This is a genomic window from Micrococcus sp. KRD096, assembly GCF_017168495.1.
In the GTDB taxonomy this organism is placed as follows: domain Bacteria; phylum Actinomycetota; class Actinomycetes; order Actinomycetales; family Micrococcaceae; genus Micrococcus; species Micrococcus luteus.
The window spans coordinates 72,612-87,701 of record NZ_JABFAY010000016.1 but is presented as its reverse complement, the minus strand read 5'-3'; the positions used below and the strand labels follow the sequence as shown (position 1 = coordinate 87,701).

Sequence of the window (15,090 nt, the reverse complement as noted above, 5' to 3'; positions counted from 1 at the left end):
GCCCGGGGAGGATGATGGGGGCATGAGTCCTTCCCCCTCCGACTCCGCCCCCACGCCGACCGTCGCGGCCGGGGAGGTCATCCGCGTCTCCGCCGTCGTGCTGGCCCGCCCGGACCGCCGCGTGCTGACCGTCCGCAAGGCCGGCACCGCCATGTTCATGTTCCCCGGCGGCAAGCACCTGCCCGGCGAGGCCCCCGTGGACACCGCCGTCCGCGAGGTGGCCGAGGAGACCGGGCTGCGCCTGCGCCCGGACGAGCTGACCCGCCTCGGCGCGTGGGACACCGCCGCCGCCAACGAGCCCGGCGCCGCCCTGCACTCGGAGGTGTTCGCGCTGTGGCGGCCCGTCGCCCGGCACGAGGTCCCCGAGCCGACGGACGAGATCGTCGAGCTGCACTGGATGGACCCCGCCGCCCCGGCCGCACCGGGCGGGCACGGCGTGGCCCCGCTGCTGCACCCCGTGCTGGCCGCCGTCGCCGCAGCGCCCCCGTTCTGACCTCCAGGCGGGCCGACCGGCCCGCGCTGATGTCCGCACCGGCCACTAGCCTGGCCGGGTGACGTCGCTGCTCCGCATCCTGCGCTTCGCGCCCCAGCTCCACCGCCTCTACCTCGGCATCGCCGTCAGCTCCGTGCTGGCCGCGGTGCTGGCCCTGGCCACCCCGTTCCTGATCGGTGCGGCCACGGACCGGATCGTCGCCGCCGTCGCGGGGGAGACCGACGTGGCCGAGGCCGTCACCGCGGTGACCTGGCTGGCGGTCGCGTTCCTCGCCGTCGAGGTGGCGACCACCCTGGTGGTGAGCGTCGGTGGCTACTGGGGCGACGTGATGGCCGCACGCATGCGCACCATCCTCTCCACGCGGTACTTCGAGCAGCTGCTGCACCTGCCCCAGCGGTACTTCGACACCGCGATCACCGGGCGGGTCGTCAACCGGTTGAACCGCACCATCAACGAGCTCACCCAGTTCCTGCAGTTCTTCGCGAACAACGCGTTCACCATGCTCATCATCACCGCCGCGGTGCTCGTGATCACGGCGTTCTACTGGTGGCCGCTGGCGATCCTGCTGGCCGTCGTCTTCCCGGTGTACATGTGGCTCACCGCGCGCACCTCCGCGAAGTGGCAGGTGTGGGAGGGGGAGAAGAACACGGAGGTGGACATCGCCTCGGGGCGGTTCGCCGAGGTGGTCTCGCAGATGTCCGTGGTGCGGGCCTACAACCGGCAGGACCACGAGCTCGCCGGGTTCCGCGACCGGTTCCTGCGGACCGTGGAGATCACCCGGCAGCAGTCCCGGTTCTGGCACGGCATGGACGCCGGGCGGCGGCTCGCCCTGAACACGGCCTTCGGCGCGATGTACCTGATCGTGTTCGTCCGCACCGCGCAGGGCCTGTTCTCCGTGGGCGACATGGTGATCCTCCTGCAGCTGATGAACATGGCCCGGCAGCCGATCTTCTCCATGAGCTTCCTCGTGGACTCCGCCCAGCGCGCCGTCGCCGGGTCGAAGGACTACTTCGAGGTGCTCGCCGAAGAGCGCGAGCGGGCCGGCGGGGCGGAGCTCGCGGTGGCGAGCGCGAGTGCGGAGTCGGCGGGTGCGGACGCACCGCGCGTGCCGGCGGAGCCGCGGGCCGACGTCGTGCCGGGTGCGCCGGACGTCCCCGCGGACGTGCCGGCCGTGCGCTTCGACGAGGTCTCCTTCGCCTACGACGCCGACGCCTCCCGCCCCGTGCTGGACCGCGTGTCCTTCGACATCCCGCGGGGTGCCAGGGTGGCGCTCGTGGGCGAGTCGGGCGGCGGGAAGTCGACCATCGCGCACCTGCTGCTGGGGCTGTACCCGGTGACGAGCGGACGCATCGAGGTGTTCGGACAGGACGTCGCCGGGCTGGACCTGGCCGCGCTGCGCGGGCGGATCGCCACCGTGTTCCAGGAGCCGAGCCTGTTCTCCGGGACGGTGCGCGAGAACATCGCCTACGCGGACGCCGACGCCTCCGACGAACGCGTCCGGGCCGCCGCCAAGGCCGCGTACGCGCATGGGTTCGTGGAGGCGTTCGACGACGGCTACGACCAGGTGATCGGCGAGCGGGGGCTGCGGCTGTCCGGCGGGCAGAGGCAGCGGATCGCGGTGGCGCGGGCCGTGCTGAAGGACGCGCCGATCCTCGTGCTGGACGAGGCCACCTCCGCACTGGACACGAAGTCAGAACGGCTCGTGCAGGCGGCCCTCGAGGACCTGATGGTGGGGCGGTCGAGCCTGATCGTGGCGCACCGGCTGAGCACGATCGCGTCCGTGGACCGGATCGTCACGCTGCGCGGCGGGCAGGTGCAGGAGATCGGGACCCCGGCCGAGCTGGCCGCGTCCGGCGGGATCTACGCGCAGCTGCTCGAGCTGCAGAGGGCCGGCACCCAGGAGGCCCGGAAGATGCTGAAGGAGTACGGGCTGAGCGGGTGATCCCGGAATCTTCTGCGGATCCGACCCTTCCGAGCGCTGCGCGGCGGCCCAGAAGGGTCAGATGTGCAACGGATTCCCAGCGCGCGGCAGGACGTCCACGACGACGTCGGCCCGACGCCTCCGCAGGGCCTGTGGACAACCGGGCCCGCCGACGTCGGGAGCGAGCAGGATCGGGGCCATGCGCGTGCCCGGACCTTCCCCGCCCACCTCCAGGACGCCCCGTTCACGCGGGCGCAGGCGCTGGCCGCCGGGGTGTCCGGGTCGCGGCTGCGCAGCCGGGACGTCGAACGCGTCGCGCACGGCCACTACCGCTGGATCGGCCCCGTCACCGGGGCGACGCCGCCCGCGCGTCCCCTCGCCACCGAGCTGTCCCGGCTGCAGGACCTGGCGGCGATGCGTCCCGACGTCGTGGTGACCGGAGAGTCCGTGGCCCGGCTGCTGGGCTGGCCCCTCCCGGACGACGTGAAGGCCCGGGTGCGTCCTACCGTCCTGCGGTCCCGCACCCGCCGGGTGCTACGGGAGCCCGGCGTGCGCACCCGGCTCGTGGACCTGGACCGCGTCCTCGTGCGGAGGGACCGGCTGCACGGGCTGCGATGGACCTCGCACGCCGACACCTGGTTCCACCTGGCCACCGTCATGGACCGGGACGCGCTCGTGGCGGTGGGGGATCGGCTGGCACGGGAGGACGAGCGGCGGGGGAAGGTCGCGCTGGCCACCCGCCGGGAGCTCGGCGCCGCGCTCGAGCGGCACACCGGCGAGGCCGGGATCGTGCGGGCGCGGGAGGCGCTGGCGCTCGTGCGCACCGGTTCCGACTCCCCGGCCGAGACCGAGCTGCGCCTGGCGCTGATGGCCGCGGGGCTGCCCGAGCCGGACCTGCAGATCGAGCTCTGGGACCCTGACTACTCGCTGTGGCACCCCGCCAGCGCGGACCTCGGCTACCGGCGGTGGCGGATCGCGATCCACTACGAGGGCAAGACCCACGACGGCGCCGCGCAGGTCGGCAAGGACACCCGCCGGGACGCGGTGTTCCTGCGTCAGGGCTGGCTCAACATCCGGGTGGCGGGGACGGACCGGTGGCGGGGATTCGTCGAGACGGCGGGGCTGGTGCGGGCCGCGATCGCGGAGCGTGGCGGTCTCGACGCCGGTGGCGCGGAGGATCGTCTGCGGAACTGACCCTTCTGGGGCGGGAGCGGACGTCCAGAAGGGTCAGGGGCGCAGAAGATTCCGGAAGGCCGACGACGGCGCCGCGTCACGCGACGACGCATCGCGGTCGCGCTCTTACCATGACGGGATGACCGCACCGGATCCCGCCCTCACCGACGCCCGCCGCGCGGAAGACCGCTCCGCACGCATCGCCGTCACCGTCTTCCCGCTGCTGGTGCTGGCCGCCGCGCTCGTGGGCTTCCTCGCCCCGACCGCCGCGAAGACGCTGCTGCCCCAGGTCAACCTGTTCCTCGGGATCATCATGTTCGGCATGGGCCTGACGCTGACCCTTCCGGACTTCGGCCTCGTCGCCCGCCGGCCGCTGCCCGTGCTGCTGGGCGTGGTGGCGCAGTACGCGATCATGCCGCTGCTGGGGCTCGGCGTCGCCGTCGTGCTCCAGCTGCCGCCCGAGCTCGCGGCGGGCGTGATCCTCGTGGGCTCGGCCCCGGGCGGCACGTCCTCGAACGTGGTCAGCTACCTCGCCCGCGCCGACACCGCCCTCTCCGTGGCCATGACCTCCGTGTCCACGCTCCTGGCCCCGCTGCTCACGCCGCTGCTCACCCTGTGGCTGGCCGGCCAGTACATGGCCGTCGACGGCGGCGCCATGGCCAAGTCCATCGTGAACATCGTGCTCCTGCCGGTCCTAGGCGGACTCGTCGTGCGCCTGCTGCTGCGCCGCGTCGTCGACCGCGTGCTGCCCGCCCTGCCGTGGGTCTCGGTGGTGTTCATCGCGCTGGTGGTGGCCGCCGTCGTCGGGAACAGCGCCTCGCGCGTGCTGTCGGCGGGCCTGCTGGTGTTCGCTGCGGTGGTGCTGCACAACGGGCTCGGCTACCTGCTCGGCTACGGCGCGGCGAAGCTGTTCCGGCTGCCCACGCCCGTGGCGCGCACGGTCTCGATCGAGGTCGGCATGCAGAACTCGGGCCTGGCCGCGGGCCTCGCCGCGCAGTACATCTCGCCGGCGGCAGCCCTGCCGGGCGCCGTGTTCTCGATCTGGCATAACCTCTCCGGGGCCGTGCTCGCGATGGCCTACCGCCGTGCGGACGGCCGCAGGGCCGCGGGCGTCCCCGGTTCGGCCCCGGCGGATCGTCTGCGGAACTGACCCTTCCGAGGCGGGATCAGACCCCCCAGAAGGGTCAGTTCCGCAGACGATTCCGGACGGTCGACGACGACGCCGGCCGCCGGGCAGCGCGCGAGTGAGGGCCGTGGCGTGGCCCGGCTCACACCGTGGCCCGCCCGCTCACACCGCGGCCCGCCCGCTCACACCGCGGCCAGGCCCGCCACGGGGCTCAGCCGGGCCGCCCGACGCGCGGGCAGCAGCGACGCCGCCAGGCCGGCCAGCGCCGCCACGGCCACCACCAGCCCGAGCTCGAGCCACGGCACGGCCGGGCGCACCGCGGTCCCGGCGCCCGCGGTCGCGGAGAGGTCGGCGAGGACCAGCTGCGCCCCCGCCCAGCCGTAGCACACCCCGAGGGCGCAGCCCAGCACGGCGGCCACGACCGCGATCAGCACGGCCTCGATCGCGATCGCCCCGCGCAGTCCGCCCCGCGTCAGGCCGAGGGCCCGCAGCAGCGCGTTCTCGCGCGTCCGCTCGATCACGGACAGGCTCAGCGTGTTCGCCACGCCGATCAGCGCGATCAGCACGGACACCGCCAGCAGCGCCACCACGATCCCGAGCATCGCGTCGATGATCCGGGCGTAGAGCGCGCGCTCGCCGGCCCCGCCGGCGATCACGGCCGCCCCGGCGCCCGCGGCCCGGGTCACGTCCTCGCTCAGGCCCTGCAGGCGGTCGACGGGGACACCGGGGTCGAGCGCGACGAGCAGCTGGCCCGGCACGGCGGCGCCCGCGGCCCCGTCCCACCCGGTCTCGCGCAGCGGCTCGGCCGCCACGTACACGCCGGAGCTCAGCGAGCCCGCGCGCACCGGGACGAACGTCCGCTCGGCTCCCGCCACCTCAGCGCGGACCTGATCCGCGTCGACCCAGTCGGGCACGAGCGCCGTGCCGGGGTCGCCGAGGCCGGTCACGCCCTCGGGCAGGCGCGCGACGACGGCGCGCAGGTCCGCGGCCGACGTCGCCAGCACGGGGGTCCCGTCCTCCGTGGCGCCCACCGAGGTGGCCAGGGCCACCGCCTGCACGTCCGCCGTCGCGGCGACGGCCTCGGCCGCGTGGGCCGGGTCCGCGTCGGCGGGAAGCTGCACCACGATGTCCACCGGGTAGGCGGTGTCCAGGGCGAGGGCCGTCTGCTCCTGGGCGGTGCGCCCGCCGGTGAGGAACAGCGCCACGAGGGTGGTGCCCACGAGCAGGGCCGCGGCGGTGGCGGCGGTCCGGGACCGGTGGCGCACCGCGTTCAGCCCGGCCAGGCGACCGGGGACGCCGGCCGGACGGGCCAGCACCGCCGCCCCCCGCACCGCGGCGGGCACGAACAGCCGCGCCAGCAGCAGCACGCCCACGAAGGACAGCGCGCCGCCGCCGATCGCCGAGACCGGCTCCCGCGTGGACACGCCCCACAGCATGAGAGCGGTGCCGCCGAGGGCCAGCATCAGCCCGATCGCCGTGCGGACCCGGCCGCCGCGCGATCCGGCGGTCACCTCGTCCCTGGGCCGCAGGGCCTCGAGCGGGGCGACGCGCGTCGCGGCCACCGCGGGGGCCAGCGCGGCCAGGACCGTCACCGCCACGCCCACGGCCACCGAGACGGCGAGCCCTGCCGGGTGAAGCCCGAACGTGAGGAACGGCACGTCCAGCATCGCGCGGGCGGCCGCGGCCACGCCGGCCACGATCGCCACGGCGAGCCCGGCGCCCAGCACGGAGCCCACCACGCCCACGACGGCGGCCTCGGTCAGCACGGAGGCCCGCACCTGGGCCGTCGTCGAGCCGATGGTGCGCAGCAGCGCGAGGTCACGGGTGCGCTGGGCCACGAGCACCTGGAAGGTGTTCGCAATGACCAGCGCGGTCACCAGCAGGGCCAGCGCCGCGAAGCCGCCGAGCACCCAGCCCAGCAGGTCGGTGCCGCCGCTCAGCTGCGTCACCGCCGAGCGCACGGCCTCGTCCGGGGTCGCGACGTCGACGTCCGCCCCGGCCGCGGCGGCCTCGGCGCGGGCGGCCTCGGCGACGGCGGGGACGTCCGCCCCGTCGGCCAGGCGCAGCAGCAGGTGGGGGGTGAACCCGGCCTCCCCGTCCTGGCCCTGCACCGCGGTCAGCGCCGCGGGCGAGGCCCACACCTGCGCCTGCCCGGAGAGCATCGGGTCCGGGGAGGGCTGGGTCAGGCCCGTGACCACCGCGTCGACCGGCGTGGTGGCAGGGGCGGGCCCGGACTCGCTCGCCAGCGCGACGACGTCGCCCACGGCCACCCCGTGCCGGTCCGCGGTCTGCGCGTCGAGGGTGACGCCGCGGGCGTCGTCGGCGGCGGGCAGGGCGCCGGCGGTCACGGTCAGGCCCGCCAGGGCCGGGTCGCGGGGCAGGGGCATCACCGTGGTGCCGAACTCGGCGTCCGCGGCGCGGGCCGCCGCCCACGCCATCCGCAGGGCGTACGCCTCCTCGACGCCGTCCAGGCGGGCCAGCGGGCCGGGCTCGGCACCGGTGCCGGCGAGGTCGGAGACGTCCTTGGACCCGCCCGGCAGGACCACGAGGTCGGCGCCGGCGTAGGTGCTGCCGAGCGTGGCGCGCAGGGTGGCCTGCGCCGTCGAGGAGACGAGGAGGGAGGCCGCGAGGAACAGGGTGCCGATCAGGATGGCCAGCACCAGGGAGACGTAGCGGCGCGGCTGGGTGCGCAGCTGGGAGAGGGCGACGGTCCACATGGTCAGCGCACCCCGCCCTCGGCCGGGGCGGACAGGGCGGTCAGGGCCGCGGTGACGGACTCGACCGTGGGGTCCACGAGCTCGCCGGCCAGGTGGCCGTCCGCGAGCAGCACGACGCGGTCGGCGGCGGAGGCGGCCACGGGGTCGTGGGTGACCATGATGACGGTCTGGCCCATCTCCCGCGCGGACCGGCGCAGCAGGCCGAGCACCTCGGCGGAGGTGGCGGTGTCCAGGTTGCCGGTGGGCTCGTCCCCGAACACGACGTCCGGTCGGGTGAGCAGGGCGCGGGCGACGGCGACGCGCTGCTGCTGACCGCCCGAGAGCTCGTGTGGGCGGTGGCCCAGCCGGTCCGCGAGGCCCAGGGCCCGGGTGATCTCCTCCAGCCACGCGCGGTCCGGGGTGCGGCCGGCCAGCTCGAGCGGCAGCACGATGTTCTGCTCGGCCGTGAGCGTGGGCACGAGGTTGAAGGCCTGGAACACGAAGCCCACGCGGTCGCGGCGCAGGCGGGTCAGGGCGGTGTCGTCCAGCCCGGTGATCTCGGTGCCGCCGAGCCGCACGGAGCCCGAGGTCGGCGCGTCCAGCCCGGCCAGGCAGTGCATGAGCGTCGACTTGCCCGAGCCCGAGGGCCCCATGATCGCGGTGAACGCGCCCGAGGCGAAGTCCACGTCCACCCCGCGCAGGGCGTGCACCTGCGCGTCACCGCGCCCGTAGGCGCGGGTGAGGCCGCGGGCGCAGACGGCAGGCGCCGTCGTCGTGGTGGCGGACGACGACGGCGTGCCCGGCCCCGGCGCGACGGGGCCGGGGGTCGTGGGAGAGGCGGGGTGCGAGGTGCGTGGGGTGTCCATGGAACCCACTCTTCCGCGCGGACGCGGCGGGGCGGATCGGAGGAGGGGACCACCTCTGCGGGCGGCGGGTCATGCCCGGGGATGAGGCGGGCCGGCGAGGCGTGGACCCGAGGGCGTCAGGTCCCCGCCGCCGGGCGGTGCCGGGCGGAGTGGGATGATGGGGACATGAGAGCCGACGCCCGCGCCAACCGCCAGGACCTGCTGGCGGCCGCCGGCCGTCTCATCGCCACCCAGGGGGCGGCGATGTCCCTGCGCGGGGTGGCGCAGGAGGCCGGGGTCGGCGTGGGCACGCTGTACCGGCACTTCCCCACGCGTCGGGATCTGCTGGACGCCGTGCTCGAGGACGTCGTGGCCCGCACCGGGGGGATCCTGCAGGCCTTCCTCGACGGGGTGGGCGGGGACGAGCACGGCGGCGGGGCCGAGGCGCGGTGGCGGCAGCTCGCCGAGGACCTGGGGGCCGTGAACCTGGCCTCGCTCGCGGCGGCCCGGGACGACTTCGACCCAGCCGACCGGCCGCCCGAGGCCCTCATCGCCGAGGCCGAGCGTGTGATCCTCGAGCTCGCGGACCAGGTGGTGGCCGAGGCGCGGCGGGCCGGGCTCGTGGGCCCGGACGTGACCGGGGCGGACTACCTGTTCGGCCTGCTCATGGTCACCCGGTCGCCGGAGTGCGAGCTGCTGGGCCACGGCCCGGACCAGCGGGGCTGGCTGCTGGACACGTACCTGCGCGGCCTGCGGCCCTGATGGCGCGGCCGGGTCAGTCGCCCGGGGCGTCCTCCTGGACGGGGCGGGCGGTGGCCCACGCGACGGCGCCGGCGAGCAGGCCGGCGCCCGCGGTGAGTGCCAGGCGGAGCAGCCCCTCGACCCCCGTGAACAGGCTCAGGCCCAGCATCACGACGGCGGCCGTCACCAGCGCGACGAAGAAGGCCACGCATTCGCTGTCCCGCTGCGCCTGTTCGGCGGCTGGGTCGGAGGCGCGGGTCGTCGTCGGGGTGGGGTGGTCCAGGATGCTGCCGGTCATGGTGCCTCTCCTCCAGTGCGCGTCGGGCCGGGGCGGCCGTCGGCGCGTGCACCCCGGCGGCGGACCCGCTGCGGGGCCTGCGTCCAGCATCGCGGAGGGGGTGGGCGCACCGGCAGGGCCATGAGGATGAACCTCGGGGCGCCCGGCTCATACCCAGGTATGACCTGTGATTGTGCTGACAGGCGCCTGGGGAGAGGCTCAGGGAGGGGCCCCGCCGCCCAGGCCGACCGCCGAGGCCCGCGCGGTGGGCGATGAGCACGGCCTGCACGCGGTCGCGGGCGCCGAGCTTGGCCAGCACCCGGCCGACGTGCGTCTTCACCGTGGCCTCGGAGAGCACGAGCTCGGCGGCGATCTCCAGATTCGCGGCGCCCTGCGCCATGAGCACCAGCACCTCGTGCTCGCGCGGGGTCAGCGACGCCACGGCCGCCTGCTGCTCCTCGCACTCGGCGCTGCGGACCTGGTCCGAGCGCAGACGCGGGGCCATGTGCGTCAGGAGCCGGCGCGTCGTGGACGGGGCGATCACGGCGTCGCCCCGGTGCACCGTGCGGATCGCGGCGAGCAGCTCCTCGGGCGGGGCGTCCTTGAGCAGGAAGCCGCTGGCGCCCGCCTCGATCGCGTCGAAGGCGTACTCGTCCAGGTCGAAGGTGGTCAGCACCACGACGCGCGGGGCGTCCGGCCGGCGCAGCAGCGCGCGGGTGGCCTCGATGCCGTCCATCTCCGGCATGCGCACGTCCATCAGCACGACGTCGGCGCCCGCCACGGACACCGACGCCACCGCCTCGCGCCCGCTGCCCGCCTCCGCCACGACCGTCAGGTCCGGCTGCGAGTCCACGAGCATGGCCAGCCCGGACCGGATCAACGCCTGGTCGTCCACCAGGGCCACGCGGACGGGGGCGGTCTCCTCGGAGCTCATGGGGTCATCCTCTCAAGTCGGGCGGGGGCGGCCACCCCTCACACCGCCGAGTACGGCAGGTGGGCGGACACGCGGTACCCGGTCCCGACGCGCGGCCCCGACTCGAGCGTCCCGCCGAACAGGGCCGCCCGCTCGGCGGCCCCCCGCAGACCCTGGCCGCTTCCCCGGGTGGCGGGGTCGGCGGCGGCGCCGCAGCCGTCGTCGTCGATCTGCAGGTCCAGGCCGCGCGCCGTCCAGGCGAGCGTGACGAACGCGTCCGCGTCCGGCCCGCCGTGGCGCAGCGTGTTGGTGAGCGCCTCCTGCACGATCCGGTATGCGGCCAGCTCGCCTCCCGCCGGCAGCGCACGGCGGGGCGTGCCGGTCTCGAGCAGGGACACCTCGAGTCCGGAGAGGCGCATCGTCTCCACGAGCGCGGGCAGGTCCGCGAGCCGCGGCTGGGGCCGGCGGCCCGGGGGCAGGCGGGCGCCGCGGCCGTCGGGGGCGGCGACGACGTCGGCGGGACGGCGGGCGTCGTCGTCCGTCACGCCGGGCACCCCGGCCACGGTCTCGCCGGTCTCGCGGAGCACGCCGAGCAGCTGGCGCATGTCCGCGAGCGCGGAGCGGCCGGTCTGGCCGATGGTCTCGAGCGCGGTGACCGCGAGCGCGGGCTTGGCGGCGGCGGCGTACCGGGCGCCGTCGGCCTGGGAGATGACCACCTGCAGGGAGTGGGCGACGATGTCGTGCATCTCCCGGGCGATGTGGCTGCGCTCGTCGGCGGCGGCGAGCTCGCGCTCCTGCCGGGACTGCACCTCGAGGCGGTGGGCGCGGTCCTCGAGGGCGCGCACGGCGAGGCGGCGGTTGCGCACGACGTCGCCGAACGCCCACGCGGTGAGCACCACGAGCCCGCAGCCGATCGCCATGATGACCATGGCCAGCGGCTCCGCGGGGGAGCGGACGGTGAGGCCGTCGGGGGTGACGAACTGCGCCGGGAACAGCCACACCTTCACCCCGTTGGCCACGCCGCCGACCAGCCCCAGGAGGAGCCCGGCCACGGAGACGCTCCGGGGCGCGTTCGCAGCGAGGTTGTAGACGGTGAGCGGCACCATCAGCAGGGACAGGCTGAACTCGGGCCCGGCGAGCAGGTGCAGGACGGCCGCGGCCGTCACGACGGCGGCCGAGGCCACCGGGCGCACCCGACGCACGGCCCACGGCAGGACCATGCCGGCCCCGGCCAGGAGGGAGACGGCCGTCTGCCGGCCCTGGGGGTCCGGGGCGACCATCGGCCCGAGCGCGATCCACGGCAGCGCCACGAGCACGGTGAACAGTGCCGCGGCGGCCATCACGTCGGTGCGCACGGGGTGCAGGCGCGTCCACTGGTCGAGGCGGCGCAGGGGGTTCACGCGGGCCAGCCTAGGCCGCAGGCCGAGGGGCCGGCGTCAGTCCGCGGGATGATCCGGGACGGTCCTCAGGGCGCGAGGGAGGCGAGGACGTCGGCGGCCGGCGCCTCCCGGACCCGGTGCGCCTCGGTGCCGGCCCACAGGTGGACGCGCTCGAGGTCGCCGGCGGCCGCGGCGACGGCGCGCAGCCCCTTCGTCAGGACGTTGACCTCGGGGTACGCGGCGGGGGCGTCCGGGTGCTCCGCCATGAACGCGGTGGCCAGCGACCGCGCCCACCGCCCCGTGTAGGCGCGGGTCAGGCCGGTGCGGGCCCGCCCGTCGTCGGCGGAGAAGCGTGTCCCAGCCGCACACGCCGCGACGGCGGCCCGGTGCGCCGCCGAGGTGCCCGCCTCCGGGGTGAGGAGGAACGCGGTGCCGGCCGAGACGGCGTCCGCGCCGGCGGTCAGCAGGGCGCGCACGTCTTCGGCGGTGCCCACGCCGCCCGCGGCCACCACGGGCACGGCGCTCGCGGCCCCCGTCCCGACGACGTCGCGCACCGCCGCCAGCACCGTCGGCAGCTCGGCGCGGGTCGGCTCCGCGGCCGGGTCCGACGTGCCCCGGTGCCCGCCGGCGCGGTGGCCCTGCACCACGAGGAACGCGGCCCCGTGGTTGAGGGCGGCCCGCGCCTCGGTCGCGTCCGTCACGGTGGCCCCGGCCGGGATGCCCGCGGCGGCCAGCCGGGCGAACACGTCCGCGGCCGGCAGGCCGAACGTGAAGGAGACCAGCGGCCATGCCTGCTCCTCGGCGGCGGTGAGCAGGGCGTCGAAGTCGGCCCGTTCGGCGTCGGGGTCCGGGACCACGTCCGCGGCCGTGGGCAGGTCGGCGGCGCCGTCGGCCGTCAGGTCCGCCCGGTACGCGCTGACCGCCGCCGCCCGCGCCGACCGTGCCGCCTCCGTGCGCGCGGCGGCCGGGATGGCCGTGTTCACCGCGTCCGGGACGAACAGGTTCACGCCCCAGCGGTCCGGCCCCTCCGCGCCCAGCAGCGCGCGCAGCGCGTCCACCTGCGCGCGCATCTGCGCGGCCGTCCGCATGCCGCCGGCGAGGAACCCGCCGCCGCCGGCGCCCACGACGGCGGCCACCAGCTCCGGGTTCGAGGGGCCCCCGGCCATCGGGGCCACCGCCACGGGCACGGGCGGGATCAGGCGGGCGCGGGTGACGTCGTCGGGGTGGGATGGCTGCGTCATGACCCCCAGAGTAAGGGGAGGGGTGTCGGCCCCACCCCGCGCCTACAGTGGGGCGCAGTACACGAGGGAAGGGGGTGCGCCGTGGAGGTGCTTCTCGCGCTCTCGCCCATCCTGCTCACCCTCGTGCTGCTGCTCACCCGGCTGCCCGCGTGGGTGGCCCCGGCCGCCGGGACGGCCGTGGCCGTGCTGCTGGCCCTCACGGCCTTCGGCGTGGCCCCGGGCGACCTGGGCGGCGCGATCGGCGCCGGCGTGCCCACGCTGCTCGAGATCCTGGCGATCATCGCCGGCGGCATCACCCTGTCCCGCGTCATGGAGTACTCGGGCGGGCACGCGCGCCTGGCCGCGTGGCTGTCGGCGGGCAACGGCCCCACGATCGCGACCGCGCTGCTCATGGTGCACGGCGTCATCCCGTTCCTCGAGACCGTGACCGGGTTCGGCGTCTCCCTGATCGTGGGCGTGCCGCTGCTGCTGGGTCTGGGCTACACGGCGTTCCGGTCCGCGCTGATCTCCGTCCTCGCGCTCACGATCGGCCCGTGGGGGTCCATGGCGCCGGGCACGCTCATGGGCGCCCGCCTGTTCGGCCTGGACTTCCGGGAGATCGGGGTCACCGCCGCGGTGTTCAACCTGCCGGCCTGCCTGGTGGCGGGCGTGGCCACGGTGCTGCTGCTGCGCGGGGCGCGCGGCATGCGAGTCGACGTCGGCCCGGCCCGGACACTGCCCTGGCTCGGCGTCGCCGTGCTCTCCGGGGTCGCCCAGTGGGCGCTGATCCTGGGGGCGAACCTCGTGGTCGGCACCGCGCCGGCGGGCGCGGTCGCCACGTTCGTGCTCACCGTGGCCTGGCTGCTCGTGATCCGCGGCGGCCGACTGCTGCCCGGGCCGGGGCGGGACGTGGTGCCGTATCTGACCCTCATGGCCGGCACCGTGCTGGGCACCACCGTGAAGGGCGCCCTCGGACTCGAGGGGGCGGCGGCCCTGGTGGGGACGCCGGCGCTGTGGGCGTTCGTGGCGGTGGGCGTGGGCGTGTGGCTGCTCCGCCTCGACGACGCTGCCCGCCGCCGCGTCCCCCGCGAGGCCGGGAAGCTGTGGGTGGGCACCGCCATCCCCAACGCGCTCTACGTGGCGTTCGGGCTCATCCTCTCCGCCGGCGGGGTCTCGCAGGCGCTCGCGGGTGCGCTCAGCGGGATGGGGGAGTCCTACCTGGTGGCGATGCCGTTCCTCGGCGCGTTCGCCGGCTTCATCACGGCCTCGAACACCGGGGCCATGGCCCTGATCGGCCCCCTGCAGATGGACACGGGTGCCGCGCTGGGCGTCCCCCCGCCCTGGTCCAACGGCCTGCACAACGCGGCGGCCGGCTGGGGCATCGTCGCCGGGCCCGCTCGCATCCAGGTGGCCCACGGCATGGCCGCGGGGGCGCAGTCGCCGCAGATGCCCGGCTGGACCGTGACGCGGCGGAACCTGTTCGTGGTGCTGCTGCCGGCCATGCTCGCCGGGATCCTCGGCATGGCCGTGATGGGCTGGTTCCTGCTGCCGCGGTGAGGCGCGGGAGCGGGGCCCGGGTGGGGCGGCCCGGTTCCGTGGGCGGAAGCGGCAGGCCAGAGCGTTCCGTGGGCAGAAGTGCCCTCTCTTCTGCCCACGGAGGCGACGGGGTTGTGGGTTCTGCCCACGGAGGCGACGGGGTTGTGGGTTCTGCCCACGGAGGCGATGGGGTTGTGGGTTCTGCCCACGGAGGCGCCGGGACTGCGGTGGCCGGCCGGGCGCGGGAGCCGGCCCGGTCCGCCCCGAGGCGGGGGCCGACGTCGACCTTCGGTGGACGCGCGGCGGCCTGTGCGCCTCCTAGGCTGGACGCCATGATCCGAGTAGTCGTGGCCGACGACCAGGCGTTGATGCGCACCGCCCTCGAGCACTTCGTGGCCCAGGCCGAGGACCTCGAGGTGGTCGGCTCCGCCGAGGACGGGGTCCAGGCCCTCGAGGCGGCCCGCACGCTGGCCCCCGACGTCGTGCTGATGGACATGCAGATGCCCCGCATGGACGGCGTCGAGGCCACCGCGCGCATCTCCGCCGAGGCCCCGGGCGTGCGCGTCCTGGCGATCACCACCTTCTCCTCCGAGCAGTACCTCGTGCCCGCCCTGCGCGCCGGCGCCGCCGGCTACCTCGTGAAGGACGCCCCGCCGGCCGAGGTGGTGGACGCCATCCGCCGCGTCCACGCCGGGGACGCCGTGTTCTCCGCCCGCGTGGCCGCGGACCTGGTGGAGGCCGTCACCGCGGCCCCCGAGCACGCCGCCCCC

The 15,090-nt window shown here is 76.0% G+C and carries 12 protein-coding genes and 1 pseudogene; 7 read left to right on the top strand and 6 right to left on the bottom strand.

Annotated features, from left to right (window positions below):
* Positions 1-22 precede the first annotated feature (22 nt).
* The 4 genes from J1M41_RS07535 (at position 23) to J1M41_RS07520 (ending at position 4,737) form a co-directional block, all read left to right on the top strand.
* On the top strand, positions 23-493 hold the full coding sequence (locus tag J1M41_RS07535; protein WP_036336764.1) for an NUDIX domain-containing protein: 471 nt from the start codon (positions 23-25) through the stop codon (positions 491-493).
* 58 nt (positions 494-551) lie between these two features.
* Positions 552-2,435: an ABC transporter ATP-binding protein gene (locus J1M41_RS07530; protein ID WP_206451475.1), complete on the top strand. Its 1,884-nt coding sequence runs from the start codon at positions 552-554 to the stop codon at positions 2,433-2,435.
* 63 nt (positions 2,436-2,498) lie between these two features.
* Positions 2,499-3,608, top strand: coding sequence for a hypothetical protein (locus tag J1M41_RS07525; RefSeq protein WP_241247830.1), 1,110 nt, complete (start codon positions 2,499-2,501; stop codon positions 3,606-3,608).
* Between the two features lie 118 nt (positions 3,609-3,726).
* A complete protein-coding gene (locus J1M41_RS07520) occupies positions 3,727-4,737 on the top strand; it encodes a bile acid:sodium symporter family protein (protein WP_206451474.1) in 1,011 nt (336 codons plus the stop codon).
* A gap of 158 nt (positions 4,738-4,895) precedes the next feature.
* On the opposite strand, the gene J1M41_RS07515 is transcribed toward J1M41_RS07520, so the two are convergent.
* The gene (locus tag J1M41_RS07515; protein ID WP_206451473.1) at positions 4,896-7,430 is read right to left on the bottom strand and encodes an FtsX-like permease family protein; all 2,535 of its coding nucleotides are present in this window, start codon (positions 7,428-7,430) and stop codon (positions 4,896-4,898) included.
* 2 nt (positions 7,431-7,432) lie between these two features.
* The gene (locus J1M41_RS07510; protein WP_206451472.1) at positions 7,433-8,275 is read right to left on the bottom strand and encodes an ABC transporter ATP-binding protein; all 843 of its coding nucleotides are present in this window, start codon (positions 8,273-8,275) and stop codon (positions 7,433-7,435) included.
* A gap of 165 nt (positions 8,276-8,440) precedes the next feature.
* Between J1M41_RS07510 and J1M41_RS07505 the strand changes: the two genes are divergently transcribed.
* Positions 8,441-9,016, top strand: a complete 576-nt coding sequence (locus tag J1M41_RS07505) for a TetR/AcrR family transcriptional regulator (RefSeq protein WP_206451471.1) — start codon at positions 8,441-8,443, stop codon at positions 9,014-9,016.
* A gap of 13 nt (positions 9,017-9,029) precedes the next feature.
* On the opposite strand, the gene J1M41_RS07500 is transcribed toward J1M41_RS07505, so the two are convergent.
* The 4 genes and pseudogenes from J1M41_RS07500 to J1M41_RS07485 form a co-directional block, all read right to left on the bottom strand.
* Positions 9,030-9,293 carry a hypothetical protein gene (locus J1M41_RS07500; RefSeq protein WP_206451470.1) on the bottom strand — a complete coding sequence of 88 codons (264 nt, stop codon included), beginning with the start codon at positions 9,291-9,293 and terminating at the stop codon, positions 9,030-9,032.
* A 232-nt stretch (positions 9,294-9,525) separates the two neighbouring features.
* Positions 9,526-10,206: pseudogene (locus J1M41_RS07495) on the bottom strand (response regulator); the annotation flags it as partial.
* Positions 10,207-10,244: 38 nt separating this feature from the next.
* Positions 10,245-11,585, bottom strand: coding sequence for a histidine kinase (locus tag J1M41_RS07490; protein ID WP_206451469.1), 1,341 nt, complete (start codon positions 11,583-11,585; stop codon positions 10,245-10,247).
* A gap of 65 nt (positions 11,586-11,650) precedes the next feature.
* A complete protein-coding gene (locus J1M41_RS07485; RefSeq protein ID WP_206451468.1) occupies positions 11,651-12,805 on the bottom strand; it encodes a nitronate monooxygenase in 1,155 nt (384 codons plus the stop codon).
* An 81-nt stretch (positions 12,806-12,886) separates the two neighbouring features.
* On the opposite strand from J1M41_RS07485, the gene J1M41_RS07480 reads away from it, so the two are divergent.
* Both J1M41_RS07480 and J1M41_RS07475 read left to right on the top strand, forming a co-directional pair.
* The gene (locus J1M41_RS07480; protein WP_206451467.1) at positions 12,887-14,341 is read left to right on the top strand and encodes an L-lactate permease; all 1,455 of its coding nucleotides are present in this window, start codon (positions 12,887-12,889) and stop codon (positions 14,339-14,341) included.
* Positions 14,342-14,652: 311 nt separating this feature from the next.
* Positions 14,653-15,090: response regulator transcription factor (locus J1M41_RS07475; protein WP_206451466.1), on the top strand; the 438-nt coding region annotated here is incomplete at its 3' end.